The sequence below is a fragment of the Kitasatospora sp. YST-16 genome (genome assembly GCF_026802215.1).
Taxonomy (GTDB): domain Bacteria; phylum Actinomycetota; class Actinomycetes; order Streptomycetales; family Streptomycetaceae; genus Kitasatospora; species Kitasatospora cineracea.
The window spans coordinates 5,899,991-5,925,407 of the sequence record NZ_CP113837.1 but is presented as its reverse complement, the minus strand read 5'-3'; the positions used below and the strand labels follow the sequence as shown (position 1 = coordinate 5,925,407).

Sequence of the window (25,417 nt, the reverse complement as noted above, 5' to 3'; positions counted from 1 at the left end):
TCGGCGGTCACTTTCCTCCGACGCCCATGAGGCCCTGGACCAAGGCGCGACGGGCGAACAGGTAGACGATGAAGATCGGGAGCATCGACAGCACGACGGCGCTGAGCAGGCCGGGCACGTCGACGCCGTGCTCGGTCTGGAAGTTGTACAGGCCGAGGGTGATGACCTTGGTGCTCTCCGACTGGGTGAGGATCAGCGGGAACAGGAAGCCGTTCCACGCCTGGAGCGCCGAGAAGACCACGATGGAGGACAGGCCGCCCTTGGACAGCGGCACGACCATCTGCCAGAACACCCGCCAGGGGGTGGCACCGTCCATCGCCATGGCCTCGTACAGCTCGTTGCTGATGTCGCGCATCGCACCGGTCAGCACCAGCGTGCACACCGGCAGGCAGAACGCCGCGGTGGGCAGGATGATGCCGATCAGGTGGTCGTACAGTCCGGCCTTGCTGATCACGTAGAACATCGGCACGATCACGGCCTGGGCGGGGATCGCCAGGCCCAGCAGGAAGATCCGGAAGACCGTGCTGATGGTCCTGCCCTGGGCCCGGACGATCGCGTAGGCCAGCGGGGGCACGACGATCAGCACGATGGCGACCACGCTCACCGTGACGATCACGGTGTTGAGGAAGTCCTGGCCGAAGCCGTTGGAGAAGTCGTCGACGTAGTTCTTGAGGGTCAGGTGCTCGGGGAAGCTGAGCGGGCCCTCGGAGGAGTAGCTGGAGCGGGTGCGGAACGTCGAGATCAGCAGGACGTACAGCGGGAAGCCGACGACGACCAGCCAGACCAGCGAGCCGAGCCCGGCGAGGTAGTTGGGACGCCTGCGCATCACAGTCCCTCCGTCGTGCCGCGCATCTTGTCGTAGCCGGAGAGCCGGACGACGGCGAGCGAGATCAGGGTGGCGACCACCACGAGGACCAGCGCGATGGCCGAGCCGGAGCCGAAGTCGAAGCTCTTGAAGGCCTGCTGGTACATGTAGAAGGCGCTGTTGGTGGTGTCGGTGCCCGGGCCGCCCTGGGTCAGGATCAGCACGGTGTCGAAGGTGGTGAGGCCGCCGACCAGCATCAGGATCACCGAGGTGATCATGGTGTTGCGCAGCTGCGGCAGGGTGATGTGCAGGAACTGCCGGACCTTGCCGGCGCCGTCGATGGACGCGGCCTGGTAGAGCACCTGCGGGATCGCCCGGGCGCCGCCCTGGTAGAGCAGGGCGTGCATCGGCGTCCACTGCCACATGCCGACGAAGGTCAGCACGGCGATGGCGCCGCTCTGCGAGCCCATCAGGTTGCCGTCCCCGAACAGCCACTGCATCTGCGAGGGGACGCCGAAGTTGGGGTCGAGGATGGCCCGCCAGACCACCGAGATCGCGGTGGCGGACAGCAGCAGCGGGATGAAGAAGACCGCGGACAGCACGGCCCGGTTGCGCTGGTGCCCGGCCGCCCACACGCCCAGCAGGATGCTGACCGGGGTCTGCACCACGACGCCGGCCACGGTGAGCACCAGGGTGAGCCAGATGCTCTGGGTCATCACCGGGTCGTGCAGCAGCTTGGTCCAGTTGTCCAGGCCGTTGAAGGTGGGGGCGCCCACGCCGTCCCAGCTGGTGAAGGACAGCACCGCGACCAGCACCAGCGGCAGGAGCGCGAACAGCAGGAAGAAGACGGTCGCGGGAACCGCCCAGACCAGGCCCGGGCGGGTCACCCCGACACCGGCCCGGCGTCCGGCGCGCGCGCTGCGGCCGGACCCGGACCCGAGGGAGGAAGTACTCATGGAGTTTCGTCTCAGGAGGCGGGCAAGGCCTGCATGGCCTTGATGAAGCCGTCCACGTCGAGCTTGCCGTTGAAGAACTGCTGCACGGCGGTGTGGATGGGCGTGGTGGCGGCCGGCGGGTACGCCTGGTCCCAGGAGAGCTGGAACGACGGGGCGGCCTTGACCAGGTTGTACTGGTACTTCGAGTACTCGGGGCTGGCCGAGGTGTCGAGGAACTGCTCGGTGTTGGTGGTGGTCGGCAGGTTGCCGATGGCCAGCTGGGCCTTCACGAACTCGTCGGAGTACATGAGCTTGAGGAACTCGGCGGCTTCCTTGGGGTGCTTGGTCTTCTTCAGCACCGAGTAGAAGTTGTTGGTGTTGCCGACCACGTCCGCCGGGTCGCCCTTGCCGCCGGCCACGGCCGGGAAGTTGCTGTAGCCGAGGTCGTTCTTGGCGAAGTCCGGGTTGGCGTCCTGCTGGGTGGCGTACGCCCAGGAGCCCATCAGCTCGAACGCGGCCTTGCCCTTGGCCAGCAGCGCCGGGGAGCCGCCGTCGGTGAACTTCACCGAGTCGAAGTTGGAGCCGAACGCGCCCGCGTCGACCAGCTGCTTGAGCATGCCCAGCGCCTTCTTCGACTCCGGGCTCTCCCAGGCGGTCTTGTCGCCGGACAGCGCCTTCTGGAACAGGTCGGGGCCGGCCACCCGGTCGAAGACGTACTCGTACCACATCAGGGTCGGCCACTGGTCGCCGCCGCCGAGCGCGAACGGGGTGACGCCCTTGCCCTTGAGGACGGTCACGGCGTTGAGCAGCTCGTCCCAGGTCTTCGGGACGCTCAGGCCTGCGTCGGCCAGCACCTTCTTGTTGTTGAACAGCAGCACCGGCTGGGTGCCGCGCATCGGGATGCCGTACGACTTGCCGTCGATCACCGCGGTGTTGAACACCGAGGGGAGGAAGTTGCTCTTCAGGCCCGGGTCCGAGGCGATCATGTCGTCCAGCGGGAGCAGCAGGTCCGCCTTGACGTAGGGCTGGATGCTGCCGCCGCCCCAGTTGAAGAAGATGTCCGGGGCCTGCGGGGTGTTGATGACGGTGTTCAGCTTGGACTGGTAGTCGGCGCCGGGGATGGTGTCCAGCACGACCTTGACCTTCGAGGTCTTGTTGAAGGTCTCGACGATCTGCTTCTCGACCTTGTTGCTGGCGTCGCCGTAGACCAGCACGTGGATGGTGTTGGAGCCGCCCGCGGCGGTGGAACCGCTGCTGCAGGCCGTCACGCCCACCGTCGCCAGGGAAAGGCCGAGGGCCACCGCGAAAGCGCGTCTCTTCATCGGAGAGTCTCCTAAAGTTTCGAGCCAAGTCCCGAAATAACTGCCTGGCCCGGACGCTAAGTTGCGAGCATGTTGCGGGTCAACCCCTCGTACCGAGGGTTACTGAAGCGTGATCCGGGGCTGGACCCGCACCGCCCGTGCCCTATGCTGCGTCCATGGAAAAGGGCGATGAACTGGGACGAGTCACCCTCGCGGACGTCGCGAGAGAGGCCGAGGTCTCCGTTTCGACGGTTTCGAAGGTTCTCAACGGACGTACCGACGTCTCGGCGTCCACCCGCGGCCGGGTCGAGCGGGTCCTGCGCGAGCACGACTACCAGCGCGCCGCCCGCAACGGCGGCGAGGCGCCGCTGATCGAGATCGTCTTCCACGAGCTCGACAGCCTCTGGGCGATGGAACTCCTGCGCGGCGTCGAGACCGTGGCCAACGAGCACGGCGCCGCCGTGGTGGTCGCCCACAGCGGCTCCCGGCACGCCCCCGGACCCGGCTGGATCGACGCGGTGCTGCGCCGCCGGCCGCTCGGCGTGGTGCTGGTCTTCTCCAGCCTCCCGCCCGAGCTCAAGCGCCAACTCCGGGCCCGCTCCATACCGTTCGTCATCATCGACCCGGCCGGCAACCCCGACCCGGACATCCCCTCGGTCGGCTCCGCCAACTGGGCCGGCGGCCTCGCCGCCACCCGGCACCTGATCGAGCTCGGCCACCGCCGGATCGCCATCGTCACCGGCCCCGAGGACACCCTCTGCTCGCTGGCCCGGCTCGACGGCTACCGCTCGGCCATGTCGATGGCCGGCCTCGACATCGACCCCGCGCTGATCGCCTTCGGCGACTTCCACGCCGAGGGCGGACTCGCCCGCGCCAAGCAGCTGTTGGAGCTGCCCGACCGGCCCACCGCGATCTTCGCCGGCAGCGACCTGCAGGCCCTCGGCGTGATGGAGGCCGCCCGGGTCTGCGGCCTGCGGGTGCCCGAGGACCTCTCCGTGGTCGGCTACGACGACCTGGACATCGCCCAGTGGACCAGCCCCGCGCTGACCACCATCCGCCAGCCGCTGCGCGAGATGGCCGAGCAGGCCACCCGGCTGATCCTCGCCCTGCGCAGCGGCGAGGCCACCGCCGCCCCCACCCGCCTCGAACTCTCCACCACCCTGGTGGTGCGCTCCAGCACGGTGGCGCCCGGGCCCGCGGCGTCCTGAGCCGGGGCGTCCTGAGCCTGGGCGGGACGGGCCTCGGCGTCCTGAGCGGGGGCGGGACGGGCCTCGGCGCCCCAGCCGGGGCAGCTGTTCGAAACTTTCGACACTTCCCGCCCCTTGCCTCGCTGACCTCGGCGGACTAATTTGTAGCTTGCCATTGCAAATGGGAACGGCCGTACGCCGGGCGCCCCGCACCGACCCCCTGGGGGTGCACCGATGACGACCACCGACCCGACCGGCCCGACCGGAACCGACCCGACCGGCACCGGCCCGCTGACCAACTGGGCGGGGAACCTCGCCTTCGGCGCCCGCGCCGTCCACCGGCCCCGCAGCGTGGACGAGCTGCGCGAACTGGTCCGCCGCAGCGACCGCGTCCGGGCGCTGGGCAGCGGGCACTCGTTCAGTCCGGTCGCCGACACCGAGGGCGACCTGGTCCGGCTCGACGGCCTGCCCACCCGGATCGAGATCGCCCCCGACGCCCGCAGCGTCACCGTCTCCGCCGCCACCCGCCACGCCGAACTCGCCACCGCCCTGCACGCGGCCGGCCTGGCCCTGGAGAACCTGGCCTCGCTGCCGCACATCTCGGTGGCCGGCGCCACCGCGACCGGCACCCACGGCTCGGGCGACACCCGCCGCTCGCTCGCCGCCGCCGTCCGCTCCCTGGAGGTCGTCGGCGCCGACGGCGAACTGCGCACCACCGCCCACCCCGGCGCCATCGTCCACCTGGGCGCGCTCGGCATCGTCACCGCGCTCACCCTGGACGTGGTGCCCGCCTTCGACGTCCGGCAGTACGTCCACACCGGGCTCGCGCTCGCCGACTACGCCGCGCACCGGGACGAGATCCACGCCGCCGGGTACAGCGTCAGCCTGTTCACCGACTGGGGCTCGGACACCGGCCGGGTCTGGGTCAAGCAGCTCGACGACGGCACCCCGCCCGCCGCCGTCCCCGGCGCGCGGCCCGCCGCCCACCCCGAACACCCGGTGCCCGGCATGCCCGCCGCCACCTGCACCCCGCAGCTGGGCGTCCCCGGCCCCTGGCACCAGCGACTGCCGCACTTCCGCCCCGAGTTCACCCCCAGCAGCGGCGCCGAGCTCCAGTCCGAGTACCTGCTGCCGCGCGCCGCCGCGGGCGCCGCGATCGCCGAACTGCGCTCGCTGGGAGCACAGTTGGCGCCGGTGCTGCACATCTCCGAGATCCGCACGGTCGCCGCGGACGACCTGTGGCTGAGCCCCTCGTACGGCCGCGACTCGACCGCCTTCCACTTCACCTGGAAGCCCGACCCCATCGCCGTCGCCCCCGCCCTCGCCGCCGTCGAACGCGCCCTGCTGCCGCTCGGCGGCCGCCCGCACTGGGGGAAGATCACCCTCGCCGACCGCGCCACCACCGGCTACGAGCGCCTCCCCGACTTCCTGGCGCTGCGCCGGGAACTCGACCCGGCAGGCAAGTTCGCCAACCGCTTCACCGAGCAACTGGCCGGCGCCGCCCGCTGATCCGCCCCGCCCGCCCTGTTCCCTCCCCACCCCCACCGCTTCCGCCGACCGGGCAGCCCCCGCTTCGCCGCCCGGCCGACGGCGCCCGCCCCTGCCCGCCGCCCCCGGACACCCGGTCGCGGCGCGGCGGCGGACGGGCCGGTCGGCCGTCGGCCCGCAACGACGCGGAACCAGCCGACGGCCGATCCGAACTCCCGCCCGGCAGCCGGGCCTTGGCGCGCAGAGACCGCCTGGCGACGAGCCCCCGGACGGCAGAGCGACATGACGACATGGCGGCATGGCTGCGCATGGCTGTACGGCTGTACGGCCGGAGCATGGCGGCAAGCCTTCGATCAGCCGGGCCGACCGGCCGATGCCCCGGCCCGGGCCGCCGGGCCCACCGCCACCGCCGACCACCGCCCGTCCGGTCAGCGGACCGCTGGTTAGGATGCGGCGCAGACACGGCAGCAGAGCAGAGCGCAGCACGGCACGGCACGGCACAGGGGGCACCGGTGGGGAGCGGCAGTCGCGGCAGGGGTTTCCTGGGCCTCTTCCGGCGCCGGCGCGCGGACGAACTCGCGCAGATCGACGCCGAGATCACCGCCTTCGGCGAGGCGCTCGCCCGGTACGAGTTCACCTCCGCCCTCCCCTCCGGACCGACCGCGGACGAGGCAGCGGACGAGACCGCGCTCGCCGACTACGGCCGCGCCCTGGACGCCTACGAACGCGCCAAGCGGGACTTCGTCGGCGACCGCGACCGCGCGGACGCCGAGGACGTCGTGCGCGCCCTGGCGGAGGGGCGGCACGCGCTCGCCCGCGCCGAGGCCCGGCGGGCCGGCCGGCCGGTGCCGGACCGGCGTCCGCCGTGCTTCTTCGACCCCCGGCACGGCCCGGCCACCACCGAGTTCCCGTGGTCGCCGCCCGACGGTGTGACCCGCCCGGTCCCGGTCTGCGCGGCCGACGCAGCCCGCCTCTCCGACGGGCTGCCGCCCGCCACCACCGCCCGCCGCCCGGACCGGCGGCCGTCCCGGGCCGCCCGTCCCGCGGCCGCCCGCCCCGCAGCCGTCCAACCGCCCCCGGCAGGCGGGGCCGGCGCTCCCTGGCGGCCGTACAAGACCCCGCCGCCCGGCACCAGGACGGCGCACCGCGCCGAGGGCCGGGGCGAGCGCGAGGTCAGGCTGCACCGGCCCGATCCGGCCGAGCCCGCGCTGCTGGTGATCCGCTCGTCCTACGAGGGCGAGGTCCACCTCGTCGACGGCGCCGGCGGGTCCGGCGGCAGCACCCTGGTCATGCCGCACGCGCTGGAGCGGACGATGGTGCTGCTGCCCCCGGACGGCGGCGAGCACGTCCGGTTGCGGGTGGAGAAGCGGGGGCCGTGGCAGCTGTGGCTGCAGTCGCTGGAGCACGTGCCGGTCCTGGAGCGGAGCCTCTCCTTCAAGGGGCGGTACGTCTTCCGCCACGAGGGCGGGCCGGCCGCCATCCGGTTCAGCCACCGCGGCAGCGGGTCCTGCTGGGTCGAGGAGCTCACCGGGGAACTCACCGCCGGGGCCCGGCTGGTGAGCGGGAAGGGCACGTGCGACCTGACGGGGGAACTCCCGGGGCCGGGGCTCTTCCGCGTCCGGGCGAACCACGACTGGAGCCTCACCCGCCGGACCTGACCACGCGTCAAGCCTGACCACCCGTCGACGGGCACCGAACGCCGGACGCCGACCGGCACCGGGCGTCCCGCCGCACCGGCCACGCCCGCCGCACCCGCCGCACCCGCCGCACCGGCCGAAAGGCGATCGGCGCCGATCGGTCGCGCCCGCGCCGCGCCCGGACCGCGCGTTCCGCGCCACACCGGTCGAATCACCCGCCTTTTCCGGCCGACCGCAGGGCCGCTTCCGGGCATCATTACCGGCGCCGATCGAATATCGGCAGAAAGTTTCAACCGGAACATTGACACCCGAACTGCCCGGGTCAAAACTCTTCGCAGTCGGCCGTCGCCGACTTCCCCCAGTCGAGCCGGGTCGCCGGTTCCATCCGCCTCCCGGGCTCCCCAGCGAACCACGAGGAGTCGCACCCCCATGCGCATCGCCAGTCTTTCGCCGCGCCCGCTGATCGCCGGGCTGGCCGTCGTCGCCACCGCGGCGGCCGCCCTGACCGTCTCCGCCGTCGATCCGGCCCCCGCCCGGGCCGCCACCTGCACCGGCTACGTCGGGCTCACCTTCGACGACGGCCCCTCCAACGACCACACCCCGGCGCTGCTGAACGCCCTCAAGCAGAACGGGCTGCGGGCCACCGTGTTCAACGAGGGCCAGTTCGCCGCCTCCTACCCGGCCCAGGTCCAGGCCGAGCTGGCGGCCGGGATGTGGATCGGCAACCACAGCTACACCCATCCCCACCTGGTCCAGGAGAGCCAGGCCCAGATGGACTCCGAGGTCGGCAACACCCAGTCGGCCATCGCCAACGCGGGCGGCGGCACCCCCAAGCTGTTCCGCCCGCCGTACGGCGAGACCAACGCGACCCTGAAGGCGGTCGAGGCCAAGTACGGCCTGACCGAGGTGATCTGGGACGTCGACTCGCAGGACTGGAACGGCGCCAGCACCGCCGCGATCGTGCAGGCCGTCGGCCGGCTCGGCAACGGCCAGGTCATCCTGATGCACGAGTGGCCCGCCAACACCCTGGCGGCCATCCCGCAGATCGCCCAGAACCTGGCCTCCCGCGGCCTGTGCGCCGGCATGATCTCCCCGCAGACCGGCCGCGCCGTCGCCCCCACCGACAACGGCGGCGGGACCGGCGGCGGCACCGGTGGCGGCACGGGCGGCGGGACCGGTGGCGGGAGTTGCACCGCCACCCTCTCCGCCGGCGCCTCCTGGAGCGACCGCTACAACCTCAACGTCGCCGTCACCGGCTCCAGCACCTGGAAGGTCACCGTCAAGGTGCCCAGCCCCGAGAAGGTCAGCTCCACCTGGAACACCAACGCCAGCTACCCCGACGCCCAGACCCTGGTCGCCACCCCCAACGGCGCCGGCAACAACTGGGGCATGACCATCATGAAGAACGGCTCCACCACCTGGCCCACCGTCAGCTGCACCACCAGCTGACCGCACCGCAGGGGCCGCACGGAAAACCCCCCACAGATACACCGTGCACGTATCGGTAAAAAGGAAAAGCGGCGGATGGAATTCACCGGCGCGGGCCATTCGGTGCACCGCACCACCGCTCCGCCGGGAATTCCTCCGCTCCTGCCGCACCGGACCGCCGGCCCCGGCCCACCCCTCCTCGGTTTCGAAAGTTTCGACCATCTCTTGCCGAAAATTGTGCCGCACGCCCCAGCCGGACGCCATCGAAAGCGCCCGATCCGCGTTCGACTCCCCGCGCCACCCCTCGGCAAATCCCGCGCTGAACAGCAGAGTTGCTCACGCGCCTGCCACAGCCCGGCGATCGACGCATTCGGAAATCCTGTCGAAAGAGTTGACAGCCCGTCGGGGGCCGCCCAACACTGGCGCCGTCGACAAGTCCGTACGGCCGCGGATCCAGGCCGTGCCCGCCAACCTGCGCCCGGTGCAAGCCTGTTGACGACGGACCGGGCCCGGCGCAGAGCGGCATCCCCCACCCCCACCCCTCGCAGAACGGATCTCGACCCGTGACCCTCCCCCACCCCAAGAGCGCCGGCCGCCTGTCGCGGCTGGTCCGCACCGCCCGCATCCTCCCGCTGGCTGCCGCGGCGGTCGTCCTGCTGCCCGGCACCGCCGACGCGGCGACCATCAGCAGCAACCAGACCGGCAACGACGGCGGGTACTTCTACTCGTTCTGGAGCGACGGCAACGGCTCGTCCTCGATGTCACTGAACGGCGGCGGCAACTACAGCACCTCCTGGAGCAACGTCGGCAACTTCGTGGCGGGCAAGGGCTGGAGCACCGGCTCGCGCAACCCGGTCACCTACTCGGGCACCTGGAGCACCAACGGCAACGCCTACCTGTCGCTGTACGGCTGGACCACCAACCCGCTGGTCGAGTACTACGTGGTCGAGAACTACGGCTCCTACAAGCCCACCGGCACCTACAAGGGCACCGTCACCACCGACGGCGGCACCTACGACATCTACGAGACCACCCGCTACAACGCCCCCTCCATCGAGGGCAACAAGACCTTCAACCAGTACTGGAGCGTCCGCCAGTCGAAGCGGACCGGCGGCACCATCACGGTCGGCAACCACTTCGACGCCTGGGCCCAGCACGGCATGAACCTCGGCAGCATGAACTACGAGATCCTGGCCACCGAGGGCTACCAGAGCAGCGGTAACTCCAACATCACCCTCGGCTCCTCCACCGGCGGCGGTGGCACCGGTGGCGGTGGCACCGGTGGCGGCGGCACCGGCGGGAGCTGCACCGCGTCCCTCTCCGCGGGCGACTCCTGGAGCGACCGCTACAACCTGAACGTCTCCGTCACCGGCTCCAGCAACTGGAAGGTCACCGTCAAGGTGCCCTCCCCGGAGAAGGTCAGCGCCACCTGGAACACCAACGCCACCTACCCCGACGCCCAGACCCTGGTCGCCACCCCCAACGGCGCCGGCAACAACTGGGGCATGACCATCATGAAGAACGGCTCCACCACCTGGCCCACCGTCAGCTGCTCCGCCAGCTGACCGCCGACTCCCGTCCTGGCCCCGGCTGTTGGACGCACCGGCGGGTGCGTTCAGCGGCCGGGGCCGGGGGCACCCGCGTCCCGGGCGAGGGCGACGCAGTGGTCCATGACGGCCGGCCGGTAGCGCACGGGCATCGTCTGTCCCGGGGCGAGTCGGGTGAGCTCGGTGATCGTGAGGTCCTCGTCCGCGATACCGCGGAAAGAGCTGCCGTCGGCGGTCTCCACGTCGAGCATCAGGACCACGCGTGGACTGCCGTCGCTGCTGACCTCCCGCCAGTCTACGAGAACGCCGAACGCGAGCTCCCCCGTGCGCAGTTCCGCACTGCGCTTGCGGGCCTCACTGCTCAGGAGCGGGTTCGGGACGACGCCCGGGAAGTCGGGCCCGACACCGAGCGACTCCCGGCTCAGGTCGGGCCTGAGCTGCGCCACCAGATCGTTGAGCTTCTCGCTCGGACCGAGCCTCCCACCGAACATCCCGCCGAACATCCTGCTGAAGATCCTGCCGAACATCCTGGCCCCTCCCCCGCGCCGGTGCCGGAGTCCCGGCCCGGCGCTCCGCCCTCCGCGCGATTCTACGGCGCGGCCGTTCCCGGCCGGCCGGGGCCGAGGAGGGTCCAGGGCTGGGGGCGGGCGAGGGCCAGGTGGGGGCGGCGGGTGGCCCAGTGGTGGACGGAGGCGGCCATGGCGGTGGCCGGGTCGGGGACCTTCCAGGTGGGGGTGAAGGGGCGGCGCATGCTGGTGTAGCTCTGGAACATGGCGAGGAGCTTGACGGCCTGGCTCTGGATCGGGGAGAGGTACTGGTCGCAGAGCGGGAGGAAGAAGCGGTTCCAGCTGTCGACGGGGACCAGCGGCGGGCGGGCGACGGGGGCGGCGCCGTGGGCGGCGCGGAAGTCGTTGAGGGTGGTGCAGATGACGTCGAGCAGGGTGTCGAGGTCGAGGCTGTCGGGTCCGGCGGCGATCACCTCGGTGCGGGGCCGTTCGGGCGGGGCGTCCAGGACGGCGGCGGTGAGGGCGGCGGCCACCTCGTCGACGGGGCTGATCTCGGCGTGGCCGGCCGGGTCGCCGACGACCACGGCGGCGGTGCCGGAGACCAGGGCCTGGAGCATGGTGTAGGGGCCGGAGAAGCGGGCGATCTCGCCGGTGGCGCGGCGGCCGACGACCAGCGGCGGGCGGACCAGGGTGAGCGGGCCGGGGTGGTGGGCGCGGGCGAGGTCCTCGCAGCGGGCCTTGGACCACTCGTAGCCGTTGCGGTAGCCCTCGAACTCGGTGCCGCGCAGGTCCTCGGGGTTGCGGTCGCCGCCGACGTACGCGGTGGAGACCTGGACGAGGTGGGTGTCGCGGTCGGCGAGGGCGAGGACGGCGCGCAGCGGGTCGAGGTTGGCGGCGACGGCCTGGTCCCGGCCGAGGGTCCAGCGGGTGCTGGCGGCGGCGTGCACGACGACGTCCCAGTGGCCGGTGAGTTCGGCGGGCGGGGGTTCGGTGCCCATCCGCCAGCGGACGGTGTGCTCGCCGCGGCGGGAGACCGGGACGAGGTCGAGCGGGCGGCCGTGGGCCGCGGCGGCGGCCCGTAGCTGGTGGGCGAGTTCGGTGCCGACCACTCCGGTCGCCCCGGTGAGCAGGACTCGCATTGCTTGGCTCCATCCGAGGGGCGGGGTCAGGTCGGGGGTGCGAGCACCAGGCAGGCGTTCTGGCCGCCGAAGCCGAAGGCGTTGGAGAGCACGGGGGCGGGGGCGACGGCGCGCGGGGTGCGGTGGACGAGGTCGAGCAGGTCGGCTTCGGGGCTGGCCCGCAGGTTGGCGATCGGCGGGACGAGTCCGTCGGCGGCGCAGCGCAGCGCGAGCGCGGCGGCCAGGGCCCCGGCGGCGCCGATCAGGTGGCCGGTGACGCCCTTGATCGCGGTGACGGGCGGCGGTTCGGCGCCGTAGCAGCGGGCGACGGCGCGGGCCTCGGCGCGGTCGCCGGGGACGGTGGAGGTGCCGTGGGCGCTGATGTGGCCGATGTCGGCGAGGGAGAGTCCGGCGTCGGCGACGGCGGCGCGCATGCAGCGGGCGGCGAGTTCGCCGTCCTCGTGCGGGGCGGCGATGTGGAAGGCGTCGCAGTTCTCGGCGTACCCGGCGATCTCGCCGTGGATCCGGGCGCCGCGGGCGCGGGCCGCCTCCCAGCGTTCGAGGACGAGGACGACGGCGCCCTCGCCCATCACGAAGCCGTCCCGGTCGGCGTCGAACGGGCGGCTGGCGAGGGCGGGTCGGTCGTTGCGCAGGGAGAGCGCGCGCATCCGGGCGAAGGAGCCGAGCACGACGGTGCTGACGGCGGCGTCGACGCCGCCGGCCACCGCGACGTCCAGTTCGCCGTGCCGGATCCGGCGGGCGGCCTCGGCGAGCGCGGTGCCGCCGCTGGCGCAGGCGCTGGAGTAGGTGGTGCAGACGCCCTGGAAGCCGTGGCGCAGCGCGACCCGGCAGGCGGGCGAGTTGGCCATGGTGCGCGGGACGGTGTGCACGGGCAGGTCGCGGGGGCGGTGGACGTACCCGGCGGTGGCCTCCTCCATGCTGGTGAGGCCGCCGATGCCGGTGCCGATCTGGACGCCGATCCGCTCGCGCGGCTGTCCGGCGGGCAGTTCGGCGTCGGCGAGCGCGTCGGCGGCGGCGCACAGCAGTAGTTGGGCGGGGCGGTCGATCTGCCGGGCCTCGCGCCGGCTGAGGTACGGCTCGGTGTCGAACTCCGGTACCAGGCAGGCGATGTGGACGGGCAGGCCGGCTTCGACGAGGCGGTCGAGGCGGGTCGCGGCGGGCTTGCCGGCCAGGACGGCGGCGTACGCCTCGTCGAGGGTGTGGCCGACCGGGGTCTTCAGGCCGATGCCGGTGACGGCGACCCGGTGGCCGCCCGAGGGGTGCCGGTCGCGCGGGTTCACGCGGCGCCTTCCGGGGCGGGCACCAGGTCGATCACCGCGCCGGCCGGCCGGCTGCGGGGGGCGGCGGTCGCCGGGTCGGCCAGCCGGGCGTGCAGCAGGTCGACGGCGTGGCCGACGTCGCGGGCCGAGAGCAGGTCGTCCGGGTCGATCCGCAGGTGCAGCGTCCGTTCCAACCGGGCGCCGATCTCCATGAGTTCGAGGCTGTCGACGCCGTGGTCGTCCGCCAGGCTGGTCCGTTCCTGCAGTGCGTCCGGCTCCGTGCCGAGGACGTCGGAGATGACCGTCCTGACCGTCACGGCCAGTTCCTCTCGCGTGGGCACCTGCGTTCGCTCCTTTCGCCGCACCGGGCGGCGTGCTCCGTACCGGCCGGTCCCGGCCGTTGTCCCGTGCGCCGGCCGGTCCCGGCCGGGGTTCCCCGTGGGCCGGCCGGGGTCAGCCGGTGGTGCCGGTCGGCCGCAGGGCGCGGCCGGTGGCGGTGAGTGCGGCGTCCAGGGCCGCGGCCGCCTCGGCGAGTTCGGTCGCGGTGGCGATCAGCGGCGGCAGCAGCCGGACGGTGGTCGGTCGACTCAGGCACGGGGAGACCAGCAGCCCGGCGGCGGCCAGTTCCAGCACCATCGAGCCGGCCGCCTGCGGGGAGGCGCAGTCCAGGCCGCGCAGCAGGCCGCGGCCGGGGACGGCCCGCACCACCTCGGGGTGGCGCGCGTGCAGGCCGGCCAGTTCGGCGTCCAGCATGGCGGCCAACTCGCGTCCGTGGTCGGCGAGTTGTTCGATCGCGTCGAGGGCGGCGGGGACGGCGGCGCAGCTCAGCGGGTGGCCGCCGAAGGTCGCCGAGTGCAGGAACGGGTCGGCGGCCAGCGGCGCGTACAGCCGCTCCGAGCACAGCAGTGCGGAGAGCGGGACGACGCCGCCGCCCAGCGGCTTGCCGAGCAGCACCGCGTCCACCGAGAGCCCCTCGGCGAGGGCGACCGAGCGTTCGCCGCAGCGGCGCAGGCCGCACTGGATCTCGTCGGCGATCACGAAGGCGCCGTCCCGGGCCGCGTCCGCGCACCACTGGCGCAGCACGTCGGCGGGCAGCGGCAGCGCGCCGTTCTCGCCCTGCACGGGTTCCAGGACGATCGCGGCCACCTCGCCGCCCGCGGTCTCCCGGCCGACCGCCGCCGGGTCCTCGGCGTCCACGTGCACGACGTCGACCTCGCAGCCGAGCAGGCCGCGCCGGTAGAGCGGGCTGTGGGTGAGCGCGAGGGCGCCCTGCGACTTGCCGTGGAAGCCGCCGCGCACCGCCAGCACCCGGGGGCGGCCGGTGGCCAGCCGGGCCAGCTTGACGGCGACCTCGACCACGTCGGCCCCGTTCAGGCCGAAGTAGACCTTCGGGAGCGCGTCGCCGAGGTAGCCGCTGAGCCGGGCGGCGGCCTCGGCGGTGACCGGGTTGGCCAGGCTGCGGGTCGCGGTGGGCATGGTGTCCAGCTGGGCCCGGACGGCGGCGGTGACCGCGGGGTGGCGGTGGCCGAGCAGGGTGACCGCGTAGGAGCCGAAGTCGAGCGCGGTGCGGCCGTCGGAGAGCGTCACCCGGCAGCCGTCGCCGGCCGCCTCCACCGCGCCGCGCCCGGCGAAGCCGCCGGTCAGCGCGAGTTTCGGGGAGAAGTGGCGGCGCAGCCGGTCGAAGACCGCGGCGGGGTCGGCGGCCGTGCCGGGGGCGGTGGTGGTCATCGGGCGGCTCCCTGGAGCAGCAGGCGCTGTTCGAGGGCGCCGAGCATCTGGGCCGCGCTCTCCCGCAGGGCGTCCGCGGCGACCGGGTCGAGCATCTCGGCGAGCAGCGGGATGCCGATGTCGAAGTCGACGTGCAGGGCGACGGTGCTGCCGCCGCCGGGGGCGGGCGACACCGACCAGTGGCCGGTGAACGCGCCGAGGTCGCCGCTGGTCTGCGCGAAGTCGAAGCGGCGGGCGGCGTGGTCGATCACCTCGGCCTCGGTCCAGCGCAGCACCGAGCCCTTGAGCCGGACCGACCAGGCGGTGGTGCGGTGCCGGTCGTCGGGCTGCTCGACGAGTTCGACCGAGTCGACGCTCTCCATGCAGGCGGGGTAGCCGAGGACGTCCACCACCACCGGCCAGGCGTCCTCGGGGGCCGCGGCGACGGGCAGCTCCACTTCAACGTGCGGCATGCGGGGGCCTCTCTTCGGTGCGGGCTTCGGCCCGGGGGTGCGGGGGTGCGGGGCGGGCGCCGCCGTGCGGGCCCAGCGGGCCGTGCGGGCCGAGCGCCCGGTCGCGGGCGGCGGTCAGCGCGGGCGGCAGGAGCCGACGGAGCAGGGCCCGGGGCAGCGGCCGGACGTGGGTCATCGCGTGCCACTGCTCGACCAGGGCGCAGCCCAGCTCCACCTTGGGCAGGTACGCGGTCTGGGCGAAGCGGATGTGCCGGCAGCCCTCGGCCATGGCCAGCCGGACGGCCGCGTAGTGCAGGTTGTGGTAGAGCGCGGCATCGTGGGCCAGCCGGTAGTCCAGCCCGATCCGGGCCCCGGTCGCGCCCGCCGCGGCCGCTGCGACGCCCCCGGCTCCGTCCCCGTCCCCCGCCCCGGCCCCGGCCGCCTCCCCGAACCCGATCCCGTTCCCGGTCCCGGGTCCAAACCCGTCCCCGTCCCCATGCCCGGCCCCGGACCCATGCCCGGCCCCGGTCCCGTCCCCGGACCCGGTCCCGTCCCCGGACCCGGTCCCGTCCCCGGACCCGGATCCGGTACCGGCCCCCGGGGTGAACAGGCAGAGCAGGAAGCCGACCAGCCGCTCGCCCTCGAAGCAGGCGACCAGGCGGCTGAGCGGGTCCTCGGCGACGGCGGCCAGGAAGGCGTGGTCGAGGACGTCCAGGGTCTGGTCGGCCCGGTCCATCACCTGCCCGTAGAGGGCGAGCACGGCGGGCAGCAGGTGGGCGAAGTCGGCCAGCACCTCGATCCGCAGGCCGGGGCGGGCGGCGAAGCGGCGGATCTTGGCCCGGGCGTTGCGGCGCGGCTTGGCCGGGAGGGCGGCCAGGTACTGCTCGAACGAGTCGGCGGGGAGGGCGAGTTCGGTGTCCGGGAGGCTGGGGACGAGGAAGAAGCCGGCCGCCGTCAGCGGGGCGCGCAGCGGGGCCAGGTCGGGCCCGGCGAAGTCCTTGAGGACGACGGTGCCGAGCCGCTCGCGGCGGGCGAAGTCGAGGACGGCGGAGACCAGCAGTTCCCCGGCCGGGCCGTCCAGCGGTTCGGCCGCCAGGACGTGGCCCTGGCCGAGCAGGTGGCCGCAGAACAGCATCGGTACCCGCAGCAGGCGGGGCGCGTGGCGGCGCAGCGGGGCGAGCAGGCGGCGTTCCCGCGGGCCGACGATCCGGTCGAGTCGCAGGTCGCGGAAGAGGCACAGCGGCAGCACCGCGACGGTCTCCGCGCCCCGGCGCACCGTCAGGTAGGCGTAGCCGGACGGGCCGACCCGGCTGCGTTCCAGGGCGCGGAAGACGCCGCGGGACCACATCGGGTCGCCCGCGGGGGCGAGCCGTTCCCAACTGCCGGGCGGCAGCTGGTCGATGCTGCGCAGCACCTCGGCCCGGTGGCCGGTCGCGCGTCCCACCGGGTCAGCCGATCCGCAGCGGGCGGCCGTCGAGGTGCTCCCGGAGCGGGCGGGCCATCCTGGTGCGGGCCGGGGGGTGGAAGGTCAGGGCGAGGGCGGCCGAGGCGAGGTAGGAGCCGTCCGGGGAGTGGACGAAGGACATCCCGCCGAGGGCGGCCAGGCAGGCCCGGGTGCTCTCGGCGATCGCGTCCTGCGCGGCGTAGCGGGCGGTGAGCGCCCGGACCAGCAGGGCCTCGTCCCAGGGCTCGTCGGCCATCGCCCGGGCGACGGCCTCCACGGCCAGCATCGCGCCCTCGACCGGGACGAGGTACGGCGTCGGGTCGTCCTCGGCGGCGCCCGGGCGGCGCAGGGCGCGTTCGACCAGGGCGCTGGCGGTGCCGAGGTAGCCGGCGGTCAGCAGCAGTTCGAACCAGAGGAAGCCCGCCACGTTGAGCGCGTCCGGCACGGCGTCGGCGGTGACCTCGGTGGCCACCACCATGCTCGGGTCCAACTCGACGTCGGTGAGCCGGACTTCGTCGCTCTCGGCGCCCGCCAGGATCGGCGTGCCCCAGAACGGGTGGACGGTGATGCCGGGGGTGTCGGCGGGGATCAGCGCGACGGCCAGCCGCGGCACGCCGTCCGGGCCGGTCAGCGCGACGGAGGCGGTCAGCAGGTCCATCGAGCGGGAGAGGCTGCACGGCATCTTGCTGCCGTTGAGCACGATCCGGTCGCCGTGCCGTTCGGCGGTCAGGTGCGGGGTGAGGATGTTCCGGCCGGGGCGGCCCTCGGCGAAGGCGGAGGCCAGCAGCAGCCGCTGCTTGGCGACGCTCTCCAGCAGCGCCCCGGCCAGGCCGTCGCCGTACTCGGCGGCCGCGGCCAGGCCCGCCACCGAGAAGTGGTGCATGGTGGTGGCCACCGCGAGCGAGGGGCAGCGGGCGCCGACCGCCCGCTGCACCCGGACGGCCTGCAGCGCGCTCGCCCCGGCGCCGGAGTTCGCGGCGGGCACCAGCAGCCCGGGGCCGCCGGCCGCCTTGAACGCGGCGATCGCCGGGCTGGGCGCCTGCTCCAGTTCGGCCAGCGGGTGGCGGGCCAGCGCCTGGTCCAACCCGGGCATGAGCGCGTCGAGTTCGGCGCGTTCGCGGTGCAGGAAGTTCACGGGCACGTCCTTCGGGGCTGCGGTCGGGAGGCTTCGAGCGGGGAGGGTGCGGGCGGGGCGCTAGCCGGTGGCCGCCAGCGGCAGTGCGTCGAACGAGCGCAGGCAGGCCGAGGCGCGCCGCACCGGGGGCCCGGCCGGGGCGAGCCGGGGGAAGCGCTCCAGCAGCCGGCCCAGCAGCACGGCCGCCTCCAGCCGGGCCAGGGCCGCGCCGAAGCAGTAGTGCGGGCCGGCGCCGAAGCTCAGCACGTGGACGTCGGGGCGGGTGACCAGGAACGCGTCCGGGTCGGGGTAGCGGCGCGGGTCGCGGTTGGCGGCGCCCAGCACGGCGGTGACGCTGGCCCCGGCGGGGACGGGCACCCCGGCGACCTCGGTGGGGCGGGCCGCCAGCCGCTCGGTCATCAGCACCGGCCCGTCCCAGCGCAGCGCCTCCTCGACCGCGCCGGGCAGCAACCCCGGGTCGGCCCGCAGCAGCGCCGCCTGCGCGGGGTGGGCCAGCAGCGCGGACACCGCGGTGCCGAGCAGGCCGGCCGTGGTCTCGAACCCGGCGACGAAGACCAGCAGCAGCAGGTCGGCCGTCTCCCGTTCGGTGAGCGGCGGTCGCCCGGACGGCGGCCGCGGGCCGCCCGGGTGGGACGCCGGGGCGAGCAGGGCGGTGGCGAGGTCCTCGGCGGGGCGGGCCCGGCGTTCGCGCAGCAGGCCGGTGAAGTACCCGCGCAGCGCGGTCACCGCCGCGTCCGCCCGCTGCCAGTCCTGCTCCGAGCGGACCGGCTCCAGCAGCCGGGCGGCGTCCCGGCCCAGCCGGTGGAAGTGCTCCCGGTCCGCCCCGGGCACCCCGATCAGCTCGCCCACCACCGCGACCGGCAGCGGGTAGCCGACCAGGGCCTGGAAATCCGCCGTCCCGCCGTCCGCGGTGGCGTCCGCGAAACCGTCCATCAGTTCGTCGGCGATTTTCTCGACGCCTGCCGACAGCCGCGCCGCCTGCCGCGGCCCGAACGCGGCCGTCAGCGGCGCGCGGAGGCGTTCGTGCGCGGCCCCGTTCGTTCCCAGCAGTGAGGCGTAGAAGAAATCCGCCGCGGGCCGGGCCGCCCACTCCGGGCGCTCCCGGGCCAGCCACCGCGCGTCCGGCACCGCGAAGGCCGGGCTCGCCAGCGCGGCCTGGCAGTCGGCGAAACCGGTCAGCAGCCGCGTCCCCAACTCCTCGTCGTACCAGGCCGGATCGGCCTCGCGCAGCGCTGCCAGCGCCCCGTACGGATCGGCCCGGAACGCCGGGCCGAAGGCCGTCGACGGGGCGTGCCGGGCGCCCGCCGGGTCAACCGCGGAACCGTCCACCGAGCTCGCCCACCTCCACCCACTGCCGCGCGTGCCGGACCGGACGAGCCGCCCGGGAATTCCGTTCCGTTCGGACCGAGAGTACCTGAATTGGCGGGCCGAATACACCGGGAATGCATTGAAGTGCCCATCCAGCAATAGGAATTACTGCCCGTCGGATCATTTCCTGGATCCCCTTTTCCGGCCCGCCCTCCCGGCCGCTGCCCCCTCGACCGCGCGGCCGTCCGACCGCCCCGGTGGTGGACGCAAGGCCCGCCGCCCCACGGTTCGGCAAACTTTCGCCGACAGCCTTTCGATGTCACATGAAACATGCCAGCATGCTCGGCGTCGAAAGACCCCACCTTCGACAGCGAGTGATGTCACTTGCTTCCATGAGCTTCGGAGGAGCGGCATGACCGCATTCCGCAGAACCTCGGCGCCCCTGCTCGCGGCGGCGCTGCTGCTGCCCGTCCTGGCGGCGCAGGCCCCGGCCCACGCCCAGCAGTCCGCCACCCCGGCGGGGTGCGCGGGGCTCGGCACCAGCCCCGCCCCGGCGCTGCTGGACGTCGACTACGAGAGCGGGACGCCGGACTCCGGCATCCCGGGCCTGACCACCACCCACGCGAGCGCCCCGGACGCCTCCGCCGTCGTGCAGCCGGGCCACCTCAGCGGGTACGCGATCCAGCACCGGGTCACCCTCGACGACCCCGGCTACTTCTCGGACGGCGCCCCGCGCAGCGAGAGCGCGACCGACCTGCTCCCCAACGGCACCTTCCGCCCGGGGGACGCCCAGCGCTACGAGTTCAGCGTGCTGCTGGAGGACTGGCAGCCCTACCAGGCGGGCGACAGCGCGAGCGGCGACATCTTCTTCCAGGGCAAGTACGGCGGCGGCCAGCCGCCGGCCTTCTACCTGATGACCAAGCGCAACGCGGTGGCGTTCCGCTCCCCGCAGCTGAACCGGCAGGAGACGGTCGTCGCGGACTTCCGGCCCTACGTCAACCAGTGGATGGACTTCCGGGTGGACGTGCGCTGGGCGACCGACTCCACCGGCTGCTTCCGGGTCTCGGCGCGGCTGCCCGGGCAGGACGCCTACCAGCAGGTCGCCGCGTTCGACGGGGTGCCCACCTGGCAGCCGTCCGCGCCCGCCGACCACGGCTACCTCAAGTGGGGGCTCTACCGCCCCTCGGAGTCGCTCCTGAACGGCGACGTCCCCACCCGGACCGTCCGGCACGACGACATCCGCATCCTCGACCTCCCCAGCTGACCCCCGCCCCCCCCCACCCGCCCCCACGCACCCACGCACCGCAGATCCCCCCGAGGAGTACCCGATGACCGACAGCCCCTTCCTGAGCAGGCGCCTCCTGCTGCAGACCGGCGGGGCGCTCGGCGCCGCAGTGGCCGCCGGGCTGCTGCCCGCCGCCCGGGCCGCCGCCGCGGCGCCGAACCCGACCGCGGCCCCGGACCCGCACGCCGTGACGGTGACCGACCTGGGCCCGGGCCTGGTGCAGTTCTCGCTGATGAGCGGGCTGCGGGTGGGCGACACCCTGTACATCGGCTCGCGGAACCTGACCCCCTCCCGGGTGATCGGCTTCCACCTGCCGAGCCGCACCGTGGTGTCGCACACCGAGCTCGGCGCGGGCCCCGAGCCGTCGATCCAGGCGCTCGCGGCCGACCCCACCGGCCGCTACCTGTACATCGGCGTGCTGCTCAAGGCCGACCAGGGCAAGCCGAACCTGTACCGGTGGGACCTGACCACGCCGGAGCAGCCCGCCGTGCCGGTCGGCCGGACCGAGGACCGCGACATCCGCGACCTGGCGGTCGCCCCGGACGGGACGGTCTACGCGGTGGGCGGCATGCCGGGCACCGCGCCCGTGCTGTGGGAGTACGACCCGGCCACCGGCAAGGTGGCGAACCTCGGCGCCCCCGACCCGAACGCGACCCTGGCCCGGGCGGTGGCCGCCACCGACAGCACCGTCTTCTTCGGGGCGGGCAGCATCCTGGCCGGCGGGAACGGCGCCAGCGCCGCCTCGCTCTACGCCTACGACCGGGCCGCGCGCCGCTTCTCCCCGGTGCTGCCCGCGGAGCTGGCGAAGGACCCGAGCCTGCGCGAACTCGCGGTCATCGGCGACCAGTTGGTGGTGGGCACCTCGGGCGGGACGGACCCGGCGAAGTTCGCCGTGCTGGACCTGGCCGACCTCTCCCGCGCCACGGTGGTGCCCACCCGGGGCACCACCGTCAAGGCCTTCACCTCCGACGCGGAGCGGATCTACTTCGCCTCCGAGTCCGGCATCCAGGTCTACTCGAAGGCCGGACGGACCATCTCCCCGCTGCAGTTCGACGGTCCCGACCTCGGCGAGATCTGGGGCCTGGAGCAGACCGGCGGGAAGCTGGAGGCGGTCTCCGGCTACGGCATCGTGGTCGAGATCGACCTGGCCTCCGGCACCTCGGTGACCACCGACCTGGGCCAGGCGGGCGCGCCCGCCGACGCGCAGGCCGCGATGGGCGTCGCGGCCGGCGGCGGCTACGTCTACCTCGGCGGCAACGGCGCCATCGCCCGGCACGACCTGCGCACCGGACAGGTCGTCAACCTGCGGGCGCCCGGGGAGGCCAAGGACGCCGAGGTGATCGACGGCCTGCTCTACACCGGGCAGTACGACGCGCAGGGCATCTGGTGCTACGACCCGAGCGGCGGCGGGCAGCCGCACCAGGTCGCGGCGTTCCCCAGCGAGCAGAACCGGCCGCTGGACACCGCCTGGGACCCGGTCCACGGGCTGCTGCTGGTCGCCGTGCAGAACGACACCCGGGGCGGCGGCGCCCTGTGGACGTACGACCCGCGGACCGGGAGGTCCGCGTCCTTCGCGGACCCGGTCGACGGCGTCCAGCTGGTCCGGGCGGTGGCCTGCCAGGACGGGGTGGCGTACCTCGGCGGGGACAACGCCGCCAAGTCCGGGGCGCGCGGCACCGTCGTCGCCCTCGACCCGGTCACCGGCCGGGAGGGCTGGCGGATCGAGACCGGGCAGCCGGGCGGCGTGGCCGCGCTGGCCGCGCAGGGGCACCACCTGTACGTGCTGACCAGGAACGGCCGGGCGCTGGTGGTCGACCTGCGCACCCGGGAGGTGGTGTCCAGCGCCGACGTGAGCGGCGTCTGCCAGGGCTTCGCGGCGCTGGTGGCCAACCGGGGCATGGTCTACGGCGTCTCCACCACCACGCTGTTCCGCTTCGACCCGGTGACGTTCGCGGTCGGCACGGTCGTGGCCGGCGTCAACGGCGCCTGGTACAGCGGGCCGCACCTCAACGCCCACGGCGGCAGGCTGTACACGCTCCGCGACCACCACCTGATCGAGGTGGTGGACCGGACGGCGCGCTGACCGCCGTTCCGCCGGTCGCCCGATCCGCTCCGGTGTAGACCTTTGATTGATATCTTTCGACGGTCGAGTGAAGGGCAACCGGCTCACTCGCTACCGAGGGAGGGTCGAAGGTGTTGGCTGACGAACGCCGGCAGGCGATTCTGCGGGCCGTGGAACAGCGGGGCGCGATCACCGTCAAGGAGTTGGCGGAGGAGATGGGGGTCTCCGCCGTCACCCTGCGCCAGGACGTCCGGGAACTGGCCGACCGGGGCCTGCTGGCCCGGGTGCACGGCGGCGCCCGGGCGCTGGCCGGGGCGCCGGCGGCGGGGGCGGCCCCGCGGCCGCCGCCCCGGCCGCACGGGTCGCACCGGTCCAGGAGCCGGCGGCCGCCGCACCACCGGCGGCCGCCGGCTCCTGGACCGTCGGGCTGGTGGTGCCGCCGGGCGGCTACTACTACGCGGAGGTGATCCGGGGCGTCCAGGACGCCGCCCGGGCCCGCGGCGTGCGGGTGGTGCTGGCGGTGTCCGGGGAGTCGCTGGCGGACAACCAGGAGCAGGTGCGCCGGCTGGTCGCGGGCGGCGCCGACGGCCTGCTGCTGATGCTGCACCCCGGCCTGCACCCGCTGGCCGGGGCCGAGGCGTGGCTGGACGGCCTGGAGCTGCCCGCCGTCCTGGTGGAGCGCCGGGCCGGCCTGCAGGCGGGCCGGCTGGAGCAGGTGGCCTCCGACCACGCCGGCGGCGCGGCCCTGGCGGTGCGCCACCTGGCCGCGCTCGGGCACGACCGGGTCGCCCTGGTGGCCCGCGCCGAGAGCCCCAACACCGCGCTGCTGAGCGCCGGTTGGTCGGACGCGGTGCGGTCCGCGGGGCTGGCGCCCGGGCCGGAGTACCGGATCACCACCGCCGGTGACGCCGCGGAGGCGGACGCCGGGTTCGAGGAGGTGGTCCGGGCGGTGGCGGCCGGCGAGTTCCGGGCCGCGCTGGTGCACAACGACATCGACGCGATCGCCCTGCTCGGCCTGCTGCGCGCCCGGGGCCTGCGGGTGCCGGAGGACCTGGCGATGATCACCTACGACGACGAGGTCGCCGAGCTGAGCGAGATCCCGCTGACCGCGGTGGCCCCGCCCAAGCAGGCGGTCGGGTCCTGGGCCCTGGAGCTGGTGCTCCGCCGGCTGACCGACCCGGCCGCGCCGCTGGCCGAGGTGCTGCTCCGCCCCGAGCTGCGGGTGCGGGCCTCCTGCGGCGCCGACCGCGCTGGCCTCGCCGACCGGGACGACCGCGCTGACGTCGCCGACCGGGCCGATCGGGCTGCCTCCGGGGTCGATGCCTGATCAAGTGACACTGCGGAGCTTTCGTTTCTAACATTCGACATCATTTGTATTGACGAGCTGTCGTACATACCGAATGATTGCGGTGACACCCCAGCAAACGATCGGTGGCACCCATGTTCCGCAGACGTCTGTCCGCGCTGTCCTGTTCCGTGGCCCTGCTCGGCGCCCTCGTCACGGGCTGCGGGAGCTCGGCGAACGAGCCCTCCGCAGCCCGGGAGGCGACCGGCTCGGTCACCTTCTGGTCCTTCGTCAAGGGCTCCGACAAGGTCGCCGACGCCTTCAACCGCACCCACCCCGGCATCAAGGTGACCTTCGAGTCGGTGCCCTCGGGCCAGGAGTACTACTCGAAGCTCACCAACGCGGTGAAGGCCGGCACCGTCCCGGACGTCGCGGTGGTCGAGTACCCGCAGCTCCCGGAGTTCGCCGCCCAGGGCGCCCTGGAGAGCCTGGACGGCGACCTCGCCGCCACCGTCAAGGGCGAATTCCCGGATTCCGTACGGCAGTTGGTCGAGCTCGGCGGCAAGACCTGGGGCGTCCCCCGGGACGCCGCCCCGCTGCTGATGTACTACCGCAAGGACTTCTTCGACGCCCACCGGATCGCCGTCCCGACCACCTGGGACGCGTACCGGACGATGGCCGGGCAGGTGAAGCAGGCCGACCCGAACGCCCGCGGCGGGGTGCTCTTCACCGACAACCCGGGCCTGCTGACCGCCCTCGCCTGGCAGGCCGGCGCCCACTGGTTCGGCATCCAGGGCGACGCCTGGCAGGTCTCGCTCACCGACCCGGCGTCCCGGAAGGTCGCCGACTACTGGGGCGACCTCGCCAAGCAGGACCTGGTCGGCTCGCTGAGCACCCTCGACCCGTTCTGGACCAGCGTCCAGCAGAACCGGACCGTCGCCTACGTCTGCGCCAGCTGGTGCGCCGGGTCCCTGCAGGCCACCGTCGCCGACCAGGCCGGCAAGTGGGCGGTCGCCCCCGTCCCGACCTGGGACGGCAAGCCGGCCTCCGCGATGTACGGCGGCTCGTCCTTCGCCATCCCGAAGGGCGCGAAGAACAGCGCGGCCGCCGCCGAGTTCATCAAGTGGATCACCACCGACCCCGAGGGCATGAAGGCCTGGGTCTCCTCCGGCACCAGCAGCATGTTCCCGGCCGACCCGAAGCTCGTCCCGGTCGCCAAGGCCGCCTACCCCACCACCTACTTCGGCGGCCAGGACGTGTACGCCGTCGGCAGCGCCTCCTACGACGCGGTCGTGCCCGGCTGGACCTGGGGCCCCGTGATGGGCACCACCAACACGGCGATCGTCGACCAGCTGCCGAAGGTCGCCACCGGCGGCGCGGACCTCTTCGCCGTCCTCGACGGCGCCCAGCAGGCCACCGTCAAGGACGTCCAGCACCGCGGCATGCGGCTCGCCCCGTAACCCCCGGCGGGGCCCCCGCCCGCACCCGACCGCCCCGCCCGGCGCCG

Annotated in this window: 22 protein-coding genes; 10 read left to right on the top strand and 12 right to left on the bottom strand. The window is 73.9% G+C overall.

Annotated elements, in window-relative coordinates:
* Positions 1-7: 7 nt before the first annotated feature.
* The 3 genes from OU787_RS26800 to OU787_RS26790 are packed head-to-tail and all read right to left on the bottom strand — an operon-like array spanning position 8 to position 3,062.
* Positions 8-826 carry a carbohydrate ABC transporter permease gene (locus OU787_RS26800; protein WP_268660852.1) on the bottom strand — a complete coding sequence of 273 codons (819 nt, stop codon included), beginning with the start codon at positions 824-826 and terminating at the stop codon, positions 8-10.
* Positions 826-1,761: a carbohydrate ABC transporter permease gene (locus OU787_RS26795; RefSeq protein WP_030458682.1), complete on the bottom strand. Its 936-nt coding sequence runs from the start codon at positions 1,759-1,761 to the stop codon at positions 826-828. The genes OU787_RS26800 and OU787_RS26795 overlap by 1 nt, the downstream gene beginning before the upstream one ends.
* A gap of 11 nt (positions 1,762-1,772) precedes the next feature.
* Positions 1,773-3,062 (bottom strand): ABC transporter substrate-binding protein, encoded by a 1,290-nt coding sequence (locus OU787_RS26790; protein WP_268660851.1) that lies wholly within the window; start codon positions 3,060-3,062, stop codon positions 1,773-1,775.
* Between the two features lie 155 nt (positions 3,063-3,217).
* On the opposite strand from OU787_RS26790, the gene OU787_RS26785 reads away from it, so the two are divergent.
* The 5 genes from OU787_RS26785 to OU787_RS26765 all read left to right on the top strand — a co-directional run bounded on the left by OU787_RS26785 (position 3,218) and on the right by OU787_RS26765 (position 10,346).
* A complete protein-coding gene (locus OU787_RS26785) occupies positions 3,218-4,249 on the top strand; it encodes a LacI family DNA-binding transcriptional regulator (RefSeq protein ID WP_030458684.1) in 1,032 nt (343 codons plus the stop codon).
* A 213-nt stretch (positions 4,250-4,462) separates the two neighbouring features.
* Positions 4,463-5,737: an FAD-binding protein gene (locus tag OU787_RS26780; protein WP_268660850.1), complete on the top strand. Its 1,275-nt coding sequence runs from the start codon at positions 4,463-4,465 to the stop codon at positions 5,735-5,737.
* A 491-nt stretch (positions 5,738-6,228) separates the two neighbouring features.
* On the top strand, positions 6,229-7,374 hold the full coding sequence (locus OU787_RS26775) for a hypothetical protein (RefSeq protein ID WP_268660849.1): 1,146 nt from the start codon (positions 6,229-6,231) through the stop codon (positions 7,372-7,374).
* 408 nt (positions 7,375-7,782) lie between these two features.
* A complete protein-coding gene (locus OU787_RS26770; RefSeq protein WP_268660848.1) occupies positions 7,783-8,802 on the top strand; it encodes a polysaccharide deacetylase family protein in 1,020 nt (339 codons plus the stop codon).
* Positions 8,803-9,377: 575 nt separating this feature from the next.
* Positions 9,378-10,346 carry a glycoside hydrolase family 11 protein gene (locus OU787_RS26765; protein ID WP_442788653.1) on the top strand — a complete coding sequence of 323 codons (969 nt, stop codon included), beginning with the start codon at positions 9,378-9,380 and terminating at the stop codon, positions 10,344-10,346.
* A gap of 50 nt (positions 10,347-10,396) precedes the next feature.
* Here the strand turns inward: OU787_RS26765 and OU787_RS26760 are convergent, their stop codons facing one another.
* From OU787_RS26760 to OU787_RS26720, 9 genes are all read right to left on the bottom strand, one after another.
* Positions 10,397-10,855 carry a hypothetical protein gene (locus OU787_RS26760; protein ID WP_268660846.1) on the bottom strand — a complete coding sequence of 153 codons (459 nt, stop codon included), beginning with the start codon at positions 10,853-10,855 and terminating at the stop codon, positions 10,397-10,399.
* A gap of 62 nt (positions 10,856-10,917) precedes the next feature.
* Entirely contained in the window at positions 10,918-11,973 is a 1,056-nt protein-coding gene (locus OU787_RS26755; protein WP_268660845.1) for an SDR family oxidoreductase, read from the bottom strand.
* A gap of 26 nt (positions 11,974-11,999) precedes the next feature.
* Positions 12,000-13,253, bottom strand: coding sequence for a beta-ketoacyl-[acyl-carrier-protein] synthase family protein (locus tag OU787_RS26750; protein WP_268660844.1), 1,254 nt, complete (start codon positions 13,251-13,253; stop codon positions 12,000-12,002).
* Positions 13,250-13,573, bottom strand: a complete 324-nt coding sequence (locus OU787_RS26745) for an acyl carrier protein (RefSeq protein ID WP_268660843.1) — start codon at positions 13,571-13,573, stop codon at positions 13,250-13,252. The genes OU787_RS26750 and OU787_RS26745 overlap by 4 nt, the downstream gene beginning before the upstream one ends.
* Positions 13,574-13,685: 112 nt before the next feature.
* A complete protein-coding gene (locus OU787_RS26740) occupies positions 13,686-14,960 on the bottom strand; it encodes an aspartate aminotransferase family protein (protein WP_268660842.1) in 1,275 nt (424 codons plus the stop codon).
* Positions 14,957-15,412 carry a type II toxin-antitoxin system RatA family toxin gene (locus OU787_RS26735; protein WP_030458693.1) on the bottom strand — a complete coding sequence of 152 codons (456 nt, stop codon included), beginning with the start codon at positions 15,410-15,412 and terminating at the stop codon, positions 14,957-14,959. Before OU787_RS26735 ends, OU787_RS26740 begins: the two co-directional genes overlap by 4 nt.
* The gene (locus OU787_RS26730) at positions 15,399-16,835 is read right to left on the bottom strand and encodes a GNAT family N-acetyltransferase (RefSeq protein WP_268660841.1); all 1,437 of its coding nucleotides are present in this window, start codon (positions 16,833-16,835) and stop codon (positions 15,399-15,401) included. The genes OU787_RS26735 and OU787_RS26730 overlap by 14 nt, the downstream gene beginning before the upstream one ends.
* A 4-nt stretch (positions 16,836-16,839) precedes the next feature.
* Entirely contained in the window at positions 16,840-17,970 is a 1,131-nt protein-coding gene (locus OU787_RS26725; protein WP_030458695.1) for an acyl-CoA dehydrogenase family protein, read from the bottom strand.
* Positions 17,971-18,030: 60 nt separating this feature from the next.
* On the bottom strand, positions 18,031-19,299 hold the full coding sequence (locus OU787_RS26720; protein ID WP_051816661.1) for a cytochrome P450: 1,269 nt from the start codon (positions 19,297-19,299) through the stop codon (positions 18,031-18,033).
* 391 nt (positions 19,300-19,690) lie between these two features.
* Here OU787_RS26720 and OU787_RS26715 point away from each other — a divergent pair, with 391 nt between their 5' ends.
* The 5 genes from OU787_RS26715 (at position 19,691) to OU787_RS26700 (ending at position 25,370) form a co-directional block, all read left to right on the top strand.
* The gene (locus OU787_RS26715) at positions 19,691-20,542 is read left to right on the top strand and encodes a heparin lyase I family protein (RefSeq protein WP_035954324.1); all 852 of its coding nucleotides are present in this window, start codon (positions 19,691-19,693) and stop codon (positions 20,540-20,542) included.
* Positions 20,543-20,606: 64 nt separating this feature from the next.
* Positions 20,607-22,646, top strand: coding sequence for an outer membrane protein assembly factor BamB family protein (locus OU787_RS26710; protein WP_030458698.1), 2,040 nt, complete (start codon positions 20,607-20,609; stop codon positions 22,644-22,646).
* Between the two features lie 110 nt (positions 22,647-22,756).
* Positions 22,757-23,092 carry a DeoR family transcriptional regulator gene (locus OU787_RS34900; RefSeq protein ID WP_442788564.1) on the top strand — a complete coding sequence of 112 codons (336 nt, stop codon included), beginning with the start codon at positions 22,757-22,759 and terminating at the stop codon, positions 23,090-23,092.
* Positions 23,056-23,952 (top strand): LacI family DNA-binding transcriptional regulator, encoded by an 897-nt coding sequence (locus OU787_RS26705; RefSeq protein WP_268660840.1) that lies wholly within the window; start codon positions 23,056-23,058, stop codon positions 23,950-23,952. The genes OU787_RS34900 and OU787_RS26705 overlap by 37 nt, the downstream gene beginning before the upstream one ends.
* 113 nt (positions 23,953-24,065) lie before the next feature.
* A complete protein-coding gene (locus tag OU787_RS26700) occupies positions 24,066-25,370 on the top strand; it encodes an ABC transporter substrate-binding protein (RefSeq protein WP_030458700.1) in 1,305 nt (434 codons plus the stop codon).
* The last annotated feature ends 47 nt before the right edge of the window (positions 25,371-25,417 follow it).

Excerpts from the sequence above, each read along its gene's own strand:
- OU787_RS26800 (WP_268660852.1), bottom strand. The coding sequence starts at position 826 with ATGCGCAGGCGTCCCAACTACCTCGCCGGGCTCGGCTCGCTGGTCTGG.
- OU787_RS26795 (WP_030458682.1), bottom strand. The coding sequence starts at position 1,761 with ATGAGTACTTCCTCCCTCGGGTCCGGGTCCGGCCGCAGCGCGCGCGCC.
- OU787_RS26790 (WP_268660851.1), bottom strand. The coding sequence starts at position 3,062 with ATGAAGAGACGCGCTTTCGCGGTGGCCCTCGGCCTTTCCCTGGCGACG.
- OU787_RS26785 (WP_030458684.1), top strand. The coding sequence starts at position 3,218 with ATGGAAAAGGGCGATGAACTGGGACGAGTCACCCTCGCGGACGTCGCG.
- OU787_RS26780 (WP_268660850.1), top strand. The coding sequence starts at position 4,463 with ATGACGACCACCGACCCGACCGGCCCGACCGGAACCGACCCGACCGGC.
- OU787_RS26770 (WP_268660848.1), top strand. The coding sequence starts at position 7,783 with ATGCGCATCGCCAGTCTTTCGCCGCGCCCGCTGATCGCCGGGCTGGCC.
- OU787_RS26760 (WP_268660846.1), bottom strand. The coding sequence starts at position 10,855 with ATGTTCGGCAGGATCTTCAGCAGGATGTTCGGCGGGATGTTCGGTGGG.
- OU787_RS26755 (WP_268660845.1), bottom strand. The coding sequence starts at position 11,973 with ATGCGAGTCCTGCTCACCGGGGCGACCGGAGTGGTCGGCACCGAACTC.
- OU787_RS26740 (WP_268660842.1), bottom strand. The coding sequence starts at position 14,960 with ATGACCACCACCGCCCCCGGCACGGCCGCCGACCCCGCCGCGGTCTTC.
- OU787_RS26735 (WP_030458693.1), bottom strand. The coding sequence starts at position 15,412 with ATGCCGCACGTTGAAGTGGAGCTGCCCGTCGCCGCGGCCCCCGAGGAC.
- OU787_RS26715 (WP_035954324.1), top strand. The coding sequence starts at position 19,691 with ATGACCGCATTCCGCAGAACCTCGGCGCCCCTGCTCGCGGCGGCGCTG.
- OU787_RS26710 (WP_030458698.1), top strand. The coding sequence starts at position 20,607 with ATGACCGACAGCCCCTTCCTGAGCAGGCGCCTCCTGCTGCAGACCGGC.
- OU787_RS26700 (WP_030458700.1), top strand. The coding sequence starts at position 24,066 with ATGTTCCGCAGACGTCTGTCCGCGCTGTCCTGTTCCGTGGCCCTGCTC.